The organism is Polynucleobacter sp. JS-Safj-400b-B2 (assembly GCF_018881975.1).
Lineage (GTDB): Bacteria > Pseudomonadota > Gammaproteobacteria > Burkholderiales > Burkholderiaceae > Polynucleobacter.
The window spans coordinates 24,871-41,176 of sequence record NZ_JACVPJ010000009.1 but is presented as its reverse complement, the minus strand read 5'-3'; the positions used below and the strand labels follow the sequence as shown (position 1 = coordinate 41,176).

Annotated in this window: 19 protein-coding genes, 3 tRNA genes and 1 riboswitch; of the genes, 16 read left to right on the top strand and 6 right to left on the bottom strand. The window is 46.1% G+C overall.

The features are described from left to right. The first annotated feature begins 7 nt into the window (after positions 1–7). Positions 8–113, top strand: a riboswitch (glycine riboswitch). Positions 114–279: 166 nt separating this feature from the next. The 7 genes from ICN48_RS10130 (at position 280) to ICN48_RS10100 (ending at position 2,846) form a co-directional block, all read left to right on the top strand. Next, positions 280–1,506, top strand: a complete 1,227-nt coding sequence (locus ICN48_RS10130; protein WP_216153568.1) for a D-amino acid dehydrogenase — start codon at positions 280–282, stop codon at positions 1,504–1,506. Positions 1,507–1,583: 77 nt separating this feature from the next. Further along, the gene (panD, locus tag ICN48_RS10125; protein ID WP_216153567.1) at positions 1,584–1,943 is read left to right on the top strand and encodes an aspartate 1-decarboxylase; all 360 of its coding nucleotides are present in this window, start codon (positions 1,584–1,586) and stop codon (positions 1,941–1,943) included. Positions 1,944–2,049: 106 nt separating this feature from the next. Then, positions 2,050–2,199, top strand: coding sequence for a hypothetical protein (locus ICN48_RS10120; protein ID WP_216153566.1), 150 nt, complete (start codon positions 2,050–2,052; stop codon positions 2,197–2,199). 77 nt (positions 2,200–2,276) lie between these two features. Beyond that, positions 2,277–2,366 (top strand) — tRNA-Ser (locus ICN48_RS10115). A gap of 2 nt (positions 2,367–2,368) precedes the next feature. Further along, positions 2,369–2,442 (top strand) — tRNA-Gly (locus tag ICN48_RS10110). Positions 2,443–2,453: 11 nt separating this feature from the next. Then, positions 2,454–2,529 (top strand) — tRNA-Thr (locus ICN48_RS10105). Positions 2,530–2,558: 29 nt separating this feature from the next. Continuing rightward, a complete protein-coding gene (locus tag ICN48_RS10100) occupies positions 2,559–2,846 on the top strand; it encodes a hypothetical protein (protein WP_216153565.1) in 288 nt (95 codons plus the stop codon). Positions 2,847–2,863: 17 nt separating this feature from the next. On the opposite strand, the gene ICN48_RS10095 is transcribed toward ICN48_RS10100, so the two are convergent. Further along, complete coding sequence (locus ICN48_RS10095; protein ID WP_216153564.1) at positions 2,864–3,397, bottom strand: Rrf2 family transcriptional regulator; 534 nt, start codon at positions 3,395–3,397, stop codon at positions 2,864–2,866. Positions 3,398–3,522: 125 nt separating this feature from the next. On the opposite strand from ICN48_RS10095, the gene ICN48_RS10090 reads away from it, so the two are divergent. Then, the gene (locus tag ICN48_RS10090; RefSeq protein WP_370624203.1) at positions 3,523–3,807 is read left to right on the top strand and encodes a type II toxin-antitoxin system RelE/ParE family toxin; all 285 of its coding nucleotides are present in this window, start codon (positions 3,523–3,525) and stop codon (positions 3,805–3,807) included. 10 nt (positions 3,808–3,817) lie between these two features. Continuing rightward, positions 3,818–4,114 (top strand): HigA family addiction module antitoxin, encoded by a 297-nt coding sequence (locus ICN48_RS10085; RefSeq protein WP_216153563.1) that lies wholly within the window; start codon positions 3,818–3,820, stop codon positions 4,112–4,114. Between the two features lie 296 nt (positions 4,115–4,410). Here ICN48_RS10085 and ICN48_RS10080 read toward each other — a convergent pair whose 3' ends face one another. The 4 genes from ICN48_RS10080 to ICN48_RS10065 form a co-directional block, all read right to left on the bottom strand. Next, positions 4,411–5,292: a plasmid partitioning protein RepB C-terminal domain-containing protein gene (locus ICN48_RS10080; protein WP_216153562.1), complete on the bottom strand. Its 882-nt coding sequence runs from the start codon at positions 5,290–5,292 to the stop codon at positions 4,411–4,413. After that, positions 5,289–6,191, bottom strand: a complete 903-nt coding sequence (locus tag ICN48_RS10075) for a ParB/RepB/Spo0J family partition protein (protein WP_216153561.1) — start codon at positions 6,189–6,191, stop codon at positions 5,289–5,291. Before ICN48_RS10075 ends, ICN48_RS10080 begins: the two co-directional genes overlap by 4 nt. Positions 6,192–6,209: 18 nt before the next feature. Next, a complete protein-coding gene (locus tag ICN48_RS10070; protein WP_223146600.1) occupies positions 6,210–7,775 on the bottom strand; it encodes a recombinase family protein in 1,566 nt (521 codons plus the stop codon). Between the two features lie 100 nt (positions 7,776–7,875). After that, positions 7,876–8,253, bottom strand: a complete 378-nt coding sequence (locus tag ICN48_RS10065) for a hypothetical protein (protein ID WP_216153560.1) — start codon at positions 8,251–8,253, stop codon at positions 7,876–7,878. Positions 8,254–8,336: 83 nt separating this feature from the next. Here ICN48_RS10065 and ICN48_RS10060 point away from each other — a divergent pair, with 83 nt between their 5' ends. The 4 genes from ICN48_RS10060 to ICN48_RS10050 all read left to right on the top strand — a co-directional run bounded on the left by ICN48_RS10060 (position 8,337) and on the right by ICN48_RS10050 (position 10,314). Next, on the top strand, positions 8,337–8,873 hold the full coding sequence (locus ICN48_RS10060) for a hypothetical protein (RefSeq protein ID WP_216153559.1): 537 nt from the start codon (positions 8,337–8,339) through the stop codon (positions 8,871–8,873). A gap of 372 nt (positions 8,874–9,245) precedes the next feature. Continuing rightward, positions 9,246–9,551, top strand: a complete 306-nt coding sequence (locus ICN48_RS10055) for a YciI family protein (RefSeq protein ID WP_216153558.1) — start codon at positions 9,246–9,248, stop codon at positions 9,549–9,551. Positions 9,552–9,722: 171 nt separating this feature from the next. After that, the gene (locus tag ICN48_RS14095) at positions 9,723–9,929 is read left to right on the top strand and encodes a DUF6516 family protein (protein ID WP_370624202.1); all 207 of its coding nucleotides are present in this window, start codon (positions 9,723–9,725) and stop codon (positions 9,927–9,929) included. 34 nt (positions 9,930–9,963) lie between these two features. Further along, positions 9,964–10,314, top strand: coding sequence for a helix-turn-helix domain-containing protein (locus ICN48_RS10050; RefSeq protein WP_216153557.1), 351 nt, complete (start codon positions 9,964–9,966; stop codon positions 10,312–10,314). A gap of 1 nt (position 10,315) precedes the next feature. Here the strand turns inward: ICN48_RS10050 and ICN48_RS10045 are convergent, their stop codons facing one another. After that, the gene (locus ICN48_RS10045) at positions 10,316–10,909 is read right to left on the bottom strand and encodes a DUF1080 domain-containing protein (RefSeq protein WP_216153556.1); all 594 of its coding nucleotides are present in this window, start codon (positions 10,907–10,909) and stop codon (positions 10,316–10,318) included. A 158-nt stretch (positions 10,910–11,067) separates the two neighbouring features. Between ICN48_RS10045 and ICN48_RS10040 the strand changes: the two genes are divergently transcribed. The 3 genes from ICN48_RS10040 (at position 11,068) to fdhF (ending at position 16,233) form a co-directional block, all read left to right on the top strand. Continuing rightward, positions 11,068–11,292, top strand: coding sequence for a hypothetical protein (locus ICN48_RS10040; RefSeq protein ID WP_216153555.1), 225 nt, complete (start codon positions 11,068–11,070; stop codon positions 11,290–11,292). 202 nt (positions 11,293–11,494) lie between these two features. Beyond that, positions 11,495–13,297, top strand: a complete 1,803-nt coding sequence (locus tag ICN48_RS10035; protein WP_216153554.1) for an NADH-ubiquinone oxidoreductase-F iron-sulfur binding region domain-containing protein — start codon at positions 11,495–11,497, stop codon at positions 13,295–13,297. A gap of 41 nt (positions 13,298–13,338) precedes the next feature. Then, on the top strand, positions 13,339–16,233 hold the full coding sequence (gene fdhF / locus ICN48_RS10030; RefSeq protein ID WP_216153553.1) for a formate dehydrogenase subunit alpha: 2,895 nt from the start codon (positions 13,339–13,341) through the stop codon (positions 16,231–16,233). Positions 16,234–16,306: the final 73 nt, after the last annotated feature.

Genomic DNA, 16,306 nt, shown 5'->3' with positions numbered 1-16,306 from the left:
GATCTTTTGCGTAGCATCGGGAGAGATTGATTGGTAGTAATTGCATTTCTACCGACAACGCCGAAGGAGCAACAGCCCCGGAAACTCTCAGGCAAATGAACCGATGTTGCGTATTATCACTCTGAAGAGTTATTGGCCTTTTTCGTCAGCCAAATATACCGAAGGAGCAAGCGGATTGCCATCATTGGCGTGCGTGAATCTCTCAGGTCCAAGACAGAGGGGGCTTATCTCGCTTGTTAGCTAGATAGCCTAACCCTTTTGACGTCTTTAGGATCTTGTATGAAAACCATTGCAGTTATCGGTGGCGGCATCACCGGCATTACGACGGCCTACGCTTTAGCTAAACAAGGATTTAATGTAACGGTGATTGAGCGTCATCGTTACGCTGGCATGGAGACTTCATTTGCCAATGGCGGACAGCTTTCCGCATCGAACGCCGAGGTGTGGACGCATTGGTCTACTCTAATCAAAGGAATGAAGTGGATGCTCAAAAATGATGCGCCACTACTCATTAATCCAACGCCCACTTGGCACAAGCTGTCTTGGTTTGGAGAGTTTATTGCGAGCATCCCTCATTACGAAAAAAATACCATTGAAACGGCCAAGATGGCTATTGCTGCCAGGGAGTACTTATTTTCCTGGGCACAAGATGAGGGCATTGATTTTGATTTAAAACAAAAGGGCATTTTGCACATCTACCGTGATAAAGCGAGCTTTACCCATGCGGGCAAAGTCTCCAAATTATTGGCCAAAGGTGGTCTTGAGCGTAGAGCCATCTCGCCAGATGAGATGCGTGCCATAGAACCCACCTTAGCTGGTACTTATTACGGCGGCTACTTTACCGAAAGCGACTCGACAGGCGATATACATAAATTTACCCATGGTCTATCGCTTGCCATTGAAAAGCTTGGCGTTAAAACACTTTATGAGCAATCGGTAGAAAAAATCACTTCAGACGGCAAACTAGTTCACATTACTTTAGATCAGGCGGGGCGCTCTCATGTGGCCAGTTTTGACAAGGTGGTGATTTGTGCTGGCGTCGCTAGTAGGCAGCTGGCCGACCAACTTGGCGATTCTGTCAATATATACCCGGTCAAAGGATATTCAATTACAGTCAATCTCATCGATGTGCAAAGCCAGGCTGGAGCACCAACAGTGAGTCTTTTGGATGATGAGACTAAGCTCGTTACTAGTCGTCTGGGGATTGATCGCTTTCGAGTGGCAGGTACCGCAGAATTTAATGGTTTTAACAAAGATATTAGGGCTGACCGCATTAAACCCCTAATTGACTGGGTTGAGCGATGCTTTCCGAATGTTGGCACTAGATCTGTGGTGCCTTGGGCAGGATTGCGGCCCATGATGCCCAATCTCATGCCTAAAGTAGGCTCAGGATCAAAGCCCAATGTGTTTTACAACACAGGTCACGGCCATTTAGGCTGGACTTTATCGGCGGTCACTGCACAGATGGTGGCGCAAATGATGATGCCCACCGAATGGGAAATGTAGCGACTTTAATTAATTGCCGAGCCCTAGATTTATAACTATAAAATCTGGGCCAATATCAGAACATACGGGGGAATACATTGAATCGAATCATGCTTTTAGCAAAACTACATCGTGTCACAGTGACCGAGGCAGACCTGCATTACGAGGGCTCCTGCGGTATTGACGAAGATTTACTTGATGCTGCTGGTATGTGCGAGTTTGAGAAAATTGAGCTTTACAACATTAACAATGGCGAACGCTTTTCTACCTACATTATTAAGGCGCCAAAGGGCTCAGGAATTATTTCGTTAAATGGCGCAGCGGCGAGAAGGGCGCATGTTGGCGACCATCTCATTATTTGTACTTATGGTCAGATTGATCAGGCCGATCTTGAAAACCATCGCCCAACGATAGTTTTGGTCGGCGAGAAGAATCAAATTAGCCAAATCAAGCCATAGCAAGGGTAATGGCATTAGTGTAGTGGTGCGAACGGTTATTTTTCTACTCTCGGGGTTGCTATTAAATATAGATATTGGAATTGCGGCTCTAGCTTTACTGGGGTTTATGGCAAGCGGAATGATGCTGGGCATGAAATCAGAGCAGGTGCGCAATGTAGTTCATCTGCTGCTGGTGGTTGGTGGAGCCATTGCCATTATCTTTATAGCTGTTGAGGGTGGTTTCTCAAGATTTGTCGCCCCGTTATATTGCGCTTAGACTCAAGCCTCCTTATGCAAATGACCAAGATGCAACAGATAGCGCTCGTTAATTATTGAGATCTATAATTCGAGCAAGGAAACGTGGCCGAGCGGCTGAAGGCACCGGTCTACTAAACCGGCATATTTGTAAAAGTATCGAGGGTTCGAATCCCTCCGTTTCCGCCAAGGCGGGTGTAGTTCAATGGTAGAACTTTAGCTTCCCAAGCTAATGACGTGGGTTCGATTCCCATCGCCCGCTCCAGTTGCATAAACGCCGTTGTAGCTCAGTTGGTAGAGCAACGCACTCGTAACGCGTAGGTCGGAAGTTCGATTCTTCTGGGCGGCACCACTTAATATTAACCATTATCCGTAGAGCATATGACAGCAGATTCCATAGATTTAGATGATCTTGAACAAACTATTGATGCTAAGAAGGTGGGCGAAATTGTCATTGATGCCTTGCAGGAAATATTGCCCCATGTCAGGGGTTCTAGTACTGCAGAAGTGATGATGGCATACGCAGTGATGATTAAATCGACCTTAATAGGTATGGAACTCTCCGAGAGTGAAAAGAGTCAAGCTAAAGCGCTGCTCGATCGCCTGTGGGATCAAGTGTTAGTTGACAGAATGATCTCCACAACACAGGGAAGTTCGGCCATTCATTAATTCTTGGGTTGCTATTGCTATTGCTTATGCAATAAGTATTTGCCAAAGCTAAATACGGAGTTTGGTCCTGTAGGTTTCCGAGTCATATTGGACTGCTTTTCTACCGATGCTTTGGCCACCTTGGATTTTGGTGTTTTTTCTAGTCTGAGATGAAGATGCGCAAGGCTGGGCTCAATCTGAACAGCCGTCTTGAACAAGAGGTGGCTCAGTGTAATTTGCGTCATATGATTTTGCATATGCGCGTCTAAATTGACCCATAATTGCGCGCTCGGGCCGCCCTCCAAAGGTTGGGAATCACCAGTGGCATCAACGATATCTTTGATGGAAATCGCCTCAGGCTTTTTGGCCAACGAATAACCGCCACCGGGGCCTTTATGACTGTGAATCAGTCCGGTAGCCTTTAGGCTGGCGAAAATGAGTTCAAGATACGAGTGAGAGACGGCTAGTCTTTTGCTGACTATGGGCAGTGAGATGGCATACCCTTTTAGCGTATGGGCGGCGATTTCAAGCAGGGCATCTGTTGCAATCTTGCATTTGGTGGTAATTCTCATGGGGTAAATATACCGCATGCCCTCAATAATGCAATACCTGTCAATTTGGGTGGGGCAAGCTTCCCGTCAGGTGCCTGTGAGCCCAAAAACATATTTTTTACCGATAAATGATATGAAATAATGTAATGACTCCATCCCATCGTTCTAGTGCGCTCACACAGAAACCCTTTTTACCACCGGGAAAACTAAGCAATTTAGTGCGATTAAGTCGGCAGCAGAGCGTAAGTTGCAGCAACTTGGGTAGTGCTGCGACCTTGGAGTTTTTAAGATCACCCCCAGGCAATTGTCTGGAGAGTTTAAGGGGTAGTAGAGCCAGCCAATACAGTATTCGCATTAATGTGCAATGGCAGATTTGTTTTGCCTGGACCAACTTAGGCCCAGACAATGTAGAGATAGTGGATTACCACTAAGGGGAGTGGAATGAAAAATGCAATGAGAGCAATTCACCCGGGAGAGATCTTGCGAGAAGACTATCTCATGCCTTTAGGCATGAGTGCTAACGCATTGGCTAGGGCCTTACACGTCACACCAGCGCGAATTAATGATGTGGCCAGAGAGGTTAGGGGCGTTACGCCGGATACGGCTTTGCGCTTAGCGCGGTACTTTGGCGAAGATCCACAATCATGGCTAAATCTACAACAAGCCTATGACTTGAAAGTGGCCCAAAAGGCGGTGGCCAAGAAGATCGAAAGGGAAGTGCGGCCGTTGCACTTGTAAGAGATTTGTGGATGTATCCAATAACCATCTTATAGAACGCAAATCAATTTCATCTGGCACCACCGTGTTTTCCTATGTGATTAATCCCCAGCGCTTTGGGCGATACTAATAAATTGTGTTTTGAAGTAATGATATGGTTAGATAGGTTCAAGCAGGGCGATTCTAAAGTTATCAAATTTTTCAAGAAAATCTGCTAGAGTAATTTCATCATTTATTTAATAAAGTTCCTTCATAAATAAATCATTATGTTTTGACAATAAGTAAGCGCTCAATTTTTTGGGCTTACCACATCAAGATTACTGATCTAAACCGGTAGCCTCTGTAATGCTGGAAAACTCTCTTAAGAAGTCCGGATGGTTCGCAGACAAATAACGTATCACCGTTTCGTTTTCAAGTAGCTTTGCCAGGTAGCCTTTAGCCAATACAAGATTCAAAACATCTTGACCATAAGACTGTTCAATAATTTTATATTGCCCCTCCAGATTGGCCATTTCGTGCTCCATCTTAATCATTTGCTCTGCGCTAACGCCTTTGATCTTCTTGGCAATGGTTTCACGAATCAACATATTGGTAGGCGTGGCTGCTAAAAGTGCCTGAGCATAGGGCACGGTCAGATTATTGCTTGCTATCATCAACTCCACGCATTCAATTTGCCTAGTGGGTTTGAGTTTTCGTAATATGGGGCTCAAGCTAGCTGAAAAGGTTCTATCTTTTAGCAGGCCAATAGCTTCGGCGCAGATTCCATCTAGTAGCTTTATTTTCTTGGCAACGTGCTCAATATCAATATTTAGGGATTTGGCAAGCCGTTCCGCAGTTACACCGCGCTCGACGGCTCGCCGGATCATGTAATGCTCTTGAATGGTAGAGAGTCTATTTATCCGATTGTTATAGGTGTAGCGTTCATCATCCTTGGCGACCAAACAGGGCGCATCAGTAAACCCGAGATCTTGAAGAGCGAGCATTCGTAGATGGCCATCGAGCAATAAATGCACGCCGCTAGCTTTATTGAGCTTTGTGATCGTTAGTGGCTCAATTAAACCAACCGCATTAATGGAAGAAAGGATTTGTTTGAACTTTTTGGAGTGCGCAAGGCGCTCGGGAACTTGGTGTGAGGGGAGTAATTTATCAAGCGGTACAGTAATCGGCTCTGGAATAAACCCCAAATGAGAGTCAGTCATAACGTGTGGGGCCCTTCCCAGACGCGCTCGGCAAGATATTGCGGCAAGGTATCTAAGCTCTCCGCCCTTAATAAGTTAGTGAAATTTTCATTGCCAAGAAGTTGGCGCAATGCCTGGGTAACAAATAAAAGCCGTTGATGCACGAGCTCCGCTTTTTTTACCATTAGCTTTTGACGTCCCACCTCATTTTGATAAGCCCTCACCAAACTAGAGGAGGTGAGCCCGGGCGCTTTGCGGGGTCCGGTTTTAGTCATGCCTCGCCCTAAAGAGCGTCGTTTCTCAATGAGTCTGCGTGCATAAATCAGATGGTTGCCCCGTAACTTACCGTTTTCATAAGCTTCTTGAAGCGCTGATTGAACATCTTTGTCACTACCACCCGCCCCACAAATTGTCAGTGCTGCATTTAATGGAATGCGGCCACTTTCCACCGCAATGAGTAAGCGCTCTTCCCCATTTTTTAATAATTGCAAAATCCCTTGAATGTATTCCCGGCTCAGGCCCGTCTTTTGAGCAATCTCTATCTTGTCGTAACCTTGATCACGCAATTGCTCGATACCAGCCAAAAGCTCTATGGTGCGCGCCTGCCGGCGGGCGATGTTCTCAGCCAAACTCATGATGAAAGCATCCTCATCACTCACATCGACTACGACCGCTGGAATGGTCTTCTCACCCAAAGACTTAAATGCTTTGAGTCTACCTTCACCGCAGATGAGCAAGAACTTACCGCTGCCATCAGCATTTTTGCGCGGGGTTACGGTAATTGGCTTTTTAAGGCCAATATTTTTGATGTTCTCAACGATGTCATCAAAAGTGCGGGCATTGCGATCCCGTGGGTTAAGTACCTCAATCTGATCAATCGCAATGATTTGGAGATTACTCGTTGGGTAGGTTTTACTCATATAGGGTCTCTTCTGGTTTTATGCGGCTCGTTTAATGCGAGCACGTTCAGCCATGCCATATAAATAGTGAAGGTCATCAAAGCGATAACTCTCAAACTCAACCCCATTGTGCTCAGCCAAGCTCACGCGCGAAGATCCAAAATCAAGGTAGGGAAGAAGGTAATAATCGAGCGGTCTTTGATTGGTACGATCCAAGCGAACAGCAATCGTAATATCGGGAGCCAAACTCGTATCAAATCGGATTTTCCAGCGGTGGCGACCGCTCTCGGGGGTTTGGCACCTAGCAATCACAATTGAAATCGTAAATTCACGATTGACATTGATGAGGTCAGTTGCAGGATCTCGTTCGACCGTTCCGCCTAAATCGAGAATGGCAGCCTCAGTACTGCCTACGATTTCAGGGTGAAGTTTGCGCAAGAACTTGTTTACCTCCAAAAACCGATAATCTCGGTCTGGCGTAAATCCTACTGTTTCATACGCCCGAATGAGGCTGCCAAAACGCTGAATATAGGCAGCGGCTGAGGGCATTCCTTCGGCCTCATCGATGATCATTCCTGATAAGAAGCCTTTGTGCTGATAAAGATTACGCAGTTTCTCAATTAACTCTTCATTACTAAACCGATGAGCTCTTGCCCTGATAATTCCTTGGGCCACATAGAAGGTTTCGGGCGGAACAATAGCTTCAAACGCACCTTCCTTCTTAATCCACATATCAGCCTGATTGGTAATCCGATACTTTTTTAGCTTGAATGAAATACGGTTGTACACATTGTTGCCAATATACTTTTCGTTGGTCAGAATTTCGCGTACTGTAGAGCGCGTCCAGTTGCGGTCCAGATCTGTGCGAACACCACTTTGATTCAGACGATCAGCAATTTCAGTCTCTGAGAGGCCCATCTCAATGAACCAGCTATAAATTTGATTTACTGTATCTACTTCACCCTCTGGTCCAGGCACCAAGATCACTCGATCAGTTTGCAGGCTTTTGTGTTCCCCGCGAGCTAACTCACTCTTGATCGAACCATTCTGGTCAATTAAAACCCGACGCAATCCAAACCCGGCCGGGCCGCCCTGGCGGTAACCCAATTCAATGAGGCGGCATTGCCCGGCAAAGACTTTGGCGGAAAGCTCGCGGCTATATTCCCCCGCCATAGCCCGCTTGACCCCTTTGACGATCGTGGAGACGGGCGATCCATCGTTTTCAAACTGCTCAGCAACATAGGTCACCTGGATTCCAGCACGGCGGCAGATGTATTCGTAATAAGCACTTTCATCTGCGTCCTGGAAGCGCCCCCAACGACTCACGTCATATACCAACACCAATTGAAAGTTAGCGGCGCCAGTCTCCACATCTTTAATCAGTTGCTGCAGAGCTAAACGCCCGCCAATGTTTAATCCGCTCTTACCCTCATCGGCATAGGTATGCACAATTTCAATACCGCGCTGCGCTGCGTATTCCCGAATCTTATCTGCCTGATTCTGGCTTGAATACTGCTGATGCTCGGTGGACATCCGAACATATTCGGCTGCCCTAAAAAGCGCTGGCTGATATAAATCTTCTTCTTTTGAATGGTCGGTTTGCATAAAACATCATCGTGAAATGTTGGTCGTTAGATGGCACGCTAAGGGAAAAGCGGGGGAAGCGCTATTAAGTGATCTCTTTGCAGGCGTTGCATTTGCAAATTCAAACGTCATTGATAGGGGTGATTTCAACGATCCATGCGTCACTCTTAGCAACCTCTTTCTTGGAGATAAATCGCATTTGATAAAAACCTGAGAGGGGTTGCTTGGCACCTATTTGCCCTCCAAAGGATTTTGTATCCCCCTTTATTTCCCTATTTTTTCGATACTTACGCCAATAATCGGGGTTTCGATCTAGCCAAGCGCGCTGCGCCCTTGATTGATTAAGGCGGTAGTCTGGATCGGCTGCGATTTTCTTTTGGCGCCAGCTTTTGCGCCGTATTTTTTGGCAGGTTGATTCCGGGCAAAATTGCTGATTGGGACTTTGAGGGCGAGGAATAAAGGTGCTGGAACAGTTGGCGCAGAGTTTGGTGATTATCATTTTCTTGGTGTAAAGCCACTATGAAAACCCACCTGCGACTAAGGCATAAAAATAATTGACCAAACTAAGATCATCAAACCATCATGCCCAATCAGACTAACAACCCCACCGAGCTCATCGAGAGCATTCAATCACTTAGGGTTGAAAATGCCCGTTTGATTGCTTTGCTGCAATCCCATGGAATCGATGGGCAATTAGCAAATAATTTCGATGGGTCGGTTACTCTAAATGCTTCGGATGAAGTGGGGGATTCCGGCATCCCGGGGCATTTAGCAGCCAAGCCTGCGGCAGGTATTTCCAACGCCGATAAGATCGCTTTGTTCCGCCGACTATTTCGCGGGCGCACCGATGTCTATTCCTTAAGGTGGGAAAGTAAAAAATCGGGTAATTCGGGTTATGCACCAACATGCGCCAACGAATGGCGTGCCGGGGTTTGCAATAAGCCGCGCATTAAGTGTGGTGACTGTAACCGGCGCGAATTAATTACGCTATCAGATACCGTCATCCATGAGCACCTCACCAGTAAGAAAACCATCGGTATTTATCCTCTTTTGGAAGATGACACCTGCTATTTTCTAGCGGTCGATTTTGATGAGGAGCAGTGGCGTGATGATGTGTAGGCATTTATGCGGTCCTGTGATGAGCTTGGCATATCGCATTACAAAAGATCCCTGCATCAAATAAATGCAATCCCTGATATCACGAAAAATATTCCCTGCTCTTTTAAGCTGAGATAGTGAGTAAATTGCTTGGTGTCCATATGCAATAAAGGTCTAGGCAGATTTTTTGGGGAAATATGAGGAGCAGAATTACAAAATACCCTGTAAATTTCCCTGATAACAGGGTAGGATGCAAAGACAATGTGGGTGGTGACTTGGTGCACCGCCATGTTGTAACAAAGCCACCTTCGGGTGGTTTTTTCTTTTCAACTTCCCGTAATATCTTGGTAGTTGAGATACAAGAAATAAAACCAATCAAGAGATGGAGAAAAAATGATCTACGCAATTATGTTGATGGATAAGCCTGGTACAGCGGAATTACGGATTCAGATTCGCCCAGAGCACCGCGCTTATTTAGCGCAACTTTCAGATCGGATGGCTTTTGCAGGGCCCCTCACTTCGGAAGATGGCAAGACGACGCTTGGTAGTTTGATTGCAATTGACTTTCCTAGCAGGGCAGATGTGGATGCTTGGTTAAAAGATGAGCCGTATACCAAGGCTGGTGTTTATGAAATGCCTATCGTTCACGTTTTCAATAATATGTGGGAACAAAAAGCAGGCTTTCCACCGGCAAAATAATGCCATTACTTAAGCAGGGCTGTCACTTTTGATATATCATCTGATGATATATCATGGGTGATGGGAAAACGTGGACTTGCTACCCTTTTGGATTTGCACCAAGAGATCATTGATCAAGATGATGGTTACTGGGTAAAGATAGAGGCCTGGTAAGTCGAGGTTAGTGTTGCAGTGCCTCATGGAATACGCTATTCATTAACCTTGCATAACCCAAAAGGGGTAAGAATTTTAGGTTTCGACAATGCTCATTCAGTAAGGCCTAAATCGGGGTATTCAGGCAGAAAATTAGCTTACGATCACAAGCATCGCAACTCTAGGGATCCTGGTATCTGCTATGACTTTAAAGATGCACATGGACTGTTAAGTGATTTTTTATAGATGTTGATAAGGTCTTAAAACTGGATAAAGAGAAATGAAAGTTATCAAAATTGGGATTGCGACACAAAAAGATATTCGAGCACGCGTACTCGCTATCGCTAAAGGCGAGTTAAAACCTAAATCAGCCGATCCTAAGATATGGTTTACCTCGATGCGCTCCTTGGCGCAAGTATTGAGCGATGAAAACAGAGCTCTTTTACATGTCATTAGGGCGTCCAAGCCTGTATCGATTTCTGAGTTGGCAGAGCTTACCGGAAGAAGGCAAGGCAACTTATCTCGCACACTAAAAACAATGTCCCATTACGGCTTAGTTGAGATGTTACAAGAGGCCAGGGCCCTCAGGCCGGTGGCATGCGGTGATCGCTACGAGATAAGCCTTCAATAAATTAAAGCGGCTTGATTTGTAGTTTTCTAAACTTAATCACGCCACCTGCCGATTGCAGGGCAATAGGACCTTCTGTAAATTTACTATCTTGACCATTGGCTACTGTGACAACGTCATTCATCATGACTTTAAAATTGGGTCCGTTAGCAACAATCTCCATAGTATTCCAGCGCCCGCCTGCCTTAGGAACTGGATCTACCTTGGCAATATCCACAATCGCCCCAGTTGCGTAAGCTTGCTCAGGACGAGTATCCCAAATATTGATTTCATAACAAGTGGATTGACTCACTTTATTAGGGTCTTGGCAGCGGATGAAAATACCGCTATTCGTATTGGACTCAGCATAAAACTCTGCCTTGATTACAAAGTTCTTGTAAGTCTTGGTGCTAACTAAAAAACCATTGGGCTTATTGCCCTCGACAATGCCATTGCCAATGACCCAGTTGGCGCTACCAATAATGCTCCATCCACTCAGGCTCACGCCATCAATGAGGTCAGTAAAGCCATCTGAATTTTGGGCATGTGCAACACCCCCAATGGATAGGGTGGTAAGACATAAAATTGCCGCACCTAGTTTTTTGAGGAATGCTTTCATGGGGTCTCCCGGGGTTTTATTTATTGTTGTTAATAAATTTCATTGTTACTGATATTGGCCCTTAAAGACAAGTCAACAGGGTGATCTTAAGACTTCAGAGGTCGGAAAAGAGGGTATTCCTCTCGATGTTGAGGTCAGAATCAAGTAGACTTGAGGGCATGAATTCAACAAAAATGCGCATTCTCCCTATTGCCACCGTGTTGGCTGTTCTCAGTCTTGCGGGCTGTGGCTCTATTGAATCTGCCGCACAAGATGACTGCACGTCAATTGGCTGGCAAATTGGCAGTAAAGGCTACCAGGATTGCTATAAAGCTAGGCTTTATGAGCGCAAGCTAGATTACTCCCTTCCTCCCGGGGATCAGCCTTCTCCTTCACTTCTATAGCAGGGTAAACCCTTAGTTAAAGTCCTTGAGCGCCGTCAAGGACATGGGGTCCTAAATAACCCAAAATAAAGCGTTACTTTGCGTATTAGTGGCAAGCTAAGTATTTGGCTTAGCTGGTTTTTTAGTGCGCAAACCAGGATATGGCTCTGCATTGGTGCTGAGCAAAAATAGCAATAAATAGAAAAATTAGAGACTACGAACTATGAATCATCCAAAGCCTTCTGGAGAAGTCAAAGCGGTTGCAGTTGCAACAGCAGATGATTTGAGGGAAACCATTCGCCGTAAAAGTAAATTGAAGGGTCGTCAAGCAGATGATGCTTCCATTGCCCAAGTGCGTGAGCTCATTGGAGATGCTCCGCATCGTCGCGATTTATTAATTGAAAATCTACATAAGCTCAATGATGAATACCGTGCTTTGCATGATCGTCATTTAGTTGCTCTAGCAAAAGAAATGAATCTGCCCATGGCAGAGGTGTATGAAGTTGCCACTTTCTATCATCACTTTGAAGTAGTGCGTGGTAATGATCCGGTAGCAGATATTCTGATTCGCGTGTGTGACGGCATTGCCTGTGAGTTAGCTGGTGCGCAAAATCTATTGGCTAAATTACCTGCTATCTTGGGTAATCCAAACATCAAAGTAGCTGCAGCGCCTTGCGTAGGTCGTTGCGAACAGGCTCCAGTAGCGGTAGTTCATCAGTACCCGGTGTTGTTTGCCACCTTGGATAAGGTATCGGCCGCTGTAAACAATAAGTTAACCACTCAGCCAATGGCTAAAGATGATGCTATCTTTGATCCTGCTGCCTTAGCAGAGCAGGGTGTTTCACCACAAGGTGAGATGCAAGCGCTTTCTCCCGACTACGTTGGTTATGAGTCTTATCGTGCTCAAGGTGGTTATGCTTTTGCTAAAGCGATTTTCGAAGGCAAGAAAGATGCCGAAAGCATCATCAAGGCAATGGAAAGCTCAGGCTTGCGCGGCTTAGGTGGTGCAGGCTTCCCGGCGGGACGCAAATGGCGTATTGTGAAAGATCAAGTGGCGCCTAAGTTGATGGCAGTGAACATCGATGAAGGTGAGCCAGGCACATTTAAAGACCGTACTTACTTAGAGCGCGATCCACATCGCTTCTTGGAGGGCCTGTTAATTGCAGCAAGCGTGGTTGGAATTGATGTTTGTTATATCTATTTGCGTGATGAGTATCACGGCTGTCGTGAATTACTTGAGCTTGAGTTAGCAAAGCTCAAGGCTAATCCGCCATTCAAATTACCAGATATCGAATTGCGTCGTGGTGCGGGCGCTTATATCTGCGGTGAAGAGTCCGCAATGATTGAAAGTATTGAAGGCAAGCGCGGAGAGCCACGCATGCGTCCTCCGTATATTGCGCAAGTCGGCTTATTTGGACGTCCAACCTTAGAGCACAACTTTGAGACCCTGTACTGGGTGCGCGATATTGTTCAGCGTGGACCTGAGTGGTTTAGTTCTTTCGGTCGCCATGATCGCAAGGGCTTACGTAGCTTTAGCGTCAGTGGACGCGTGAATAAACCGGGTGTCAAGTTAGCGCCAGCAGGCATCACTATTCAAGAATTGATTGATGAATACTGCGGCGGCATGCAAGATGGTCACAAATTCTATGGTTACTTACCTGGTGGCGCATCAGGCGGTATCTTGCCAGCGACCATGAATGACATTCCACTCGACTTTGATACTTTGCAACCATACGGATGCTTTATTGGTTCAGCTGCAGTGATGGTGTTCAGTGATAAAGATAAAGCACGCGACATGGCATTGAACGTGATGCATTTCTTTGAGCATGAGAGCTGTGGTCAATGCACTCCATGTCGTGTTGGAACTGGCAAAGCTGCTAAGTTGATGCAAGCCAAATCTTGGGATCAAGACACTTTAGAAGACTTAGCTACTGTGATGGTTGATGCTTCTATTTGCGGTCTTGGTCAAGCCGCACCAAACCCTATTCGCTGTATTCATAAATATTTCCCTAATGAAGTTGCATAAGGAAGTCGCTTAAACACCATTCAGGGAATAACGAGACAAACATGAACGCACCCACAAATCCTAAAGAACTCGAACTGCAAACGGTTGAGTTCAAGCTAGACGGCCAAACAATCATTTCCTACGAAGGTGAAACGATTCTCAAGGCTGCCAAACGCCACGGTATTGATATTCCGCATCTGTGTTTTAAAGATGGCTATCGCCCAGATGGTAACTGCCGCGCATGCGTAGTGGAAATTAATGGCGAGCGTACTTTGGCACCAAGTTGCTGCAGAAGCGCTACTCCAGGTATGGAAGTAAAAGCCAATAGCGAGCGTGCTGTAAAGAGTCAAAAGTTAGTTCTCGAGATGTTGCTCTCCGATATGCCAGACGAAGGATTTAAGTGGGTTGGAGACAGCAAGGAAGAAGAGCAAAAAAATCAACATGGCGAACTCAGCACCTGGGCAGCACGCATGGATGTCACGGTTCGACCCGAGCTCAAAGCATTACGACGTGAGAAGGTAAGTAGTGATATTTCACATCCAGCGATGGCTGTGAACTTAGATGCCTGTATTCAATGTAATCGTTGTGTACGTGCATGCCGTGAAGAGCAGGTTAATGATGTGATCGGTTACGCTATGCGTGGTGGTCACAGCGAGATCGTATTTGATCTAAATGACCCGATGGGTGAAAGTACTTGCGTGGCTTGCGGCGAGTGTGTGCAGGCTTGCCCAACTGGCGCATTGATGCCTAAGGGTTTAATTGGCTCACAAACAGTCGATCGCAAAGTAGACTCCGTTTGTCCATTCTGTGGCGTTGGTTGCCAAATTACTTACAACGTCAAAGACGAAAAGATTGTCAGTGTTGAAGGTCGTGATGGACCGGCTAATCACAATCGCCTCTGCGTTAAAGGCCGTTTTGGTATGGACTATATCCATAATCCACAACGCCTCACTAAGCCATTAATTCGTAAAGCAGGTGTTCCTAAGGATGAGTCCATCCTGGAAGGCAAACAAGACTGGTCCGATATTTTCCGTGAAGCCACTTGGGAAGAAGCTTTGGAATTTGCTGCTGGTGGACTGAAGAAGTTAAAAGATCAACACGGCTTAAAAGTATTGGCTGGTTTTGGTTCTGCAAAAGGTAGCAATGAAGAAGCTTATCTATTCCAGAAGTTGGTTCGCACAGGTTTTGGTAGCAATAACGTAGACCATTGCACACGTCTTTGCCATGCATCATCTGTTGCTGCGCTTCTCGAGGGCGTTGGCTCTGGCGCGGTAAGTAATCAAGTGAATGACGTTGAGCACTCCAGTATGATTTTCTTGATTGGATCTAATCCAACTGCAAACCACCCGGTTGCCGCTACTTGGTTCAAGAATGCTGCTAAGCGTGGCGCCAAAATTGTCTTATGCGACCCACGTGCAACCGAAATCAGCAAGCATGCATGGCGCACAATGCAATTTAAGCCAGACACTGATGTGGCGATGCTCAATGCCATGATCTACACGATTATTGAAGAAGGCTTGGTTGATAAAGACTTTATTCAAAATCGCTCGAATAACTTTGAAGCCTTAAAAGAAAACATTAAGGGCTACAGCCCTGAAGCAATGGCGCCAATCTGCGGTATCCCGGCAGAAATCTTGCGCGAAGTGGCGAGAGAGTTTGCTACCACCAAGTCAGCCATGATTTTATGGGGCATGGGTGTAAGTCAACACGTGCACGGTACCGATAATGCACGCTGCTTAATCGCTTTGGTTAGTATCACCGGTCAAATTGGTAAGCCTGGATCAGGTTTGCATCCATTGCGTGGTCAAAACAACGTGCAAGGTGCTAGTGATGCCGGTTTGATTCCGATGATGTTCCCGAACTATCAGCGCGTTGATAATCCAGAGGCGCATGCTTGGTTTGAGAAGTTCTGGGGTACGCCATTAGATAAAAAACCTGGCTATACCGTGGTGGAGATCATGCATAAGATCACTGCTCCTGATTCTGATCCAGACAAGATTCGCGGCATGTTTGTCGAAGGTGAAAACCCTGCAATGAGTGACCCTGATTTGAATCATGCGCGTCATGCATTGGCAGCCTTAGAGCATTTGGTTGTACAAGATATCTTCATGACTGAAACAGCATTACTTGCTGACGTCGTCTTGCCTGCAAGCGCTTGGCCCGAAAAGGTTGGCACTGCTAGCAATACAGACCGTATGGTGCAGATGGGTAAGAAAGCGATTAATCCTCCTGGCGATGCAAAGCCTGACTTGTGGATTATTCAGCAAATCGCTAAAGGCATGGGCTTGAACTGGAATTACCAAGGTCCTGATGCCGGTGTTGCTGAGGTTTATGACGAAATGCGTCAAGCCATGCATGGTGCTATCAATGGTATTACTTGGGAGCGCTTAGAAAAAGAATCTAGCGTTACCTACCCTTGCTTGTCTGCTGAAGACCCGGGTCGTCCAATTGTGTTTAATGACAAGTTTGATACCAAAGATGGCAGGGTGAAGTTAGTCCCAGCCGATATCATTCCTGCTAATGAGCGCCCAGATACTGAATACCCCTTTGTATTGATCACTGGTCGTCAGTTAGAACATTGGCATACAGGCAGTATGACGCGTCGTGCCACCGTGCTTGATGCGATTGAGCCTATGGCTACTGTTTCGATGAATGGTGAAGATATGACTCAGCTAGGCGTTTCTGCTGGCGATGTGATTACTGTTCAGTCTCGTCGTGGTGAAGTCGGTATCCACGTGAGAAGGGATGATGGCACACCGAGAGGCGTAATCTTTATTCCGTTTGCCTACTATGAGGCTGCCGCCAACTTGATTACCAATTCAGCGCTAGATCCATTTGGCAAGATTCCAGAGTTTAAGTATTGTGCTGTGAAGCTCTCTAAAGGCGGTGAAGTGGCCAAGATCATGGGGTACGGTACGAATTCCCCGGGTGGATCTAAGGAAATGTCTAACGTTTAAGCACCGTTGCAGCAAATCACAAAAGGGCTCCCACAAGGAGCCTTTTTGTATTTAAACCGGTGAAGTTAATTGC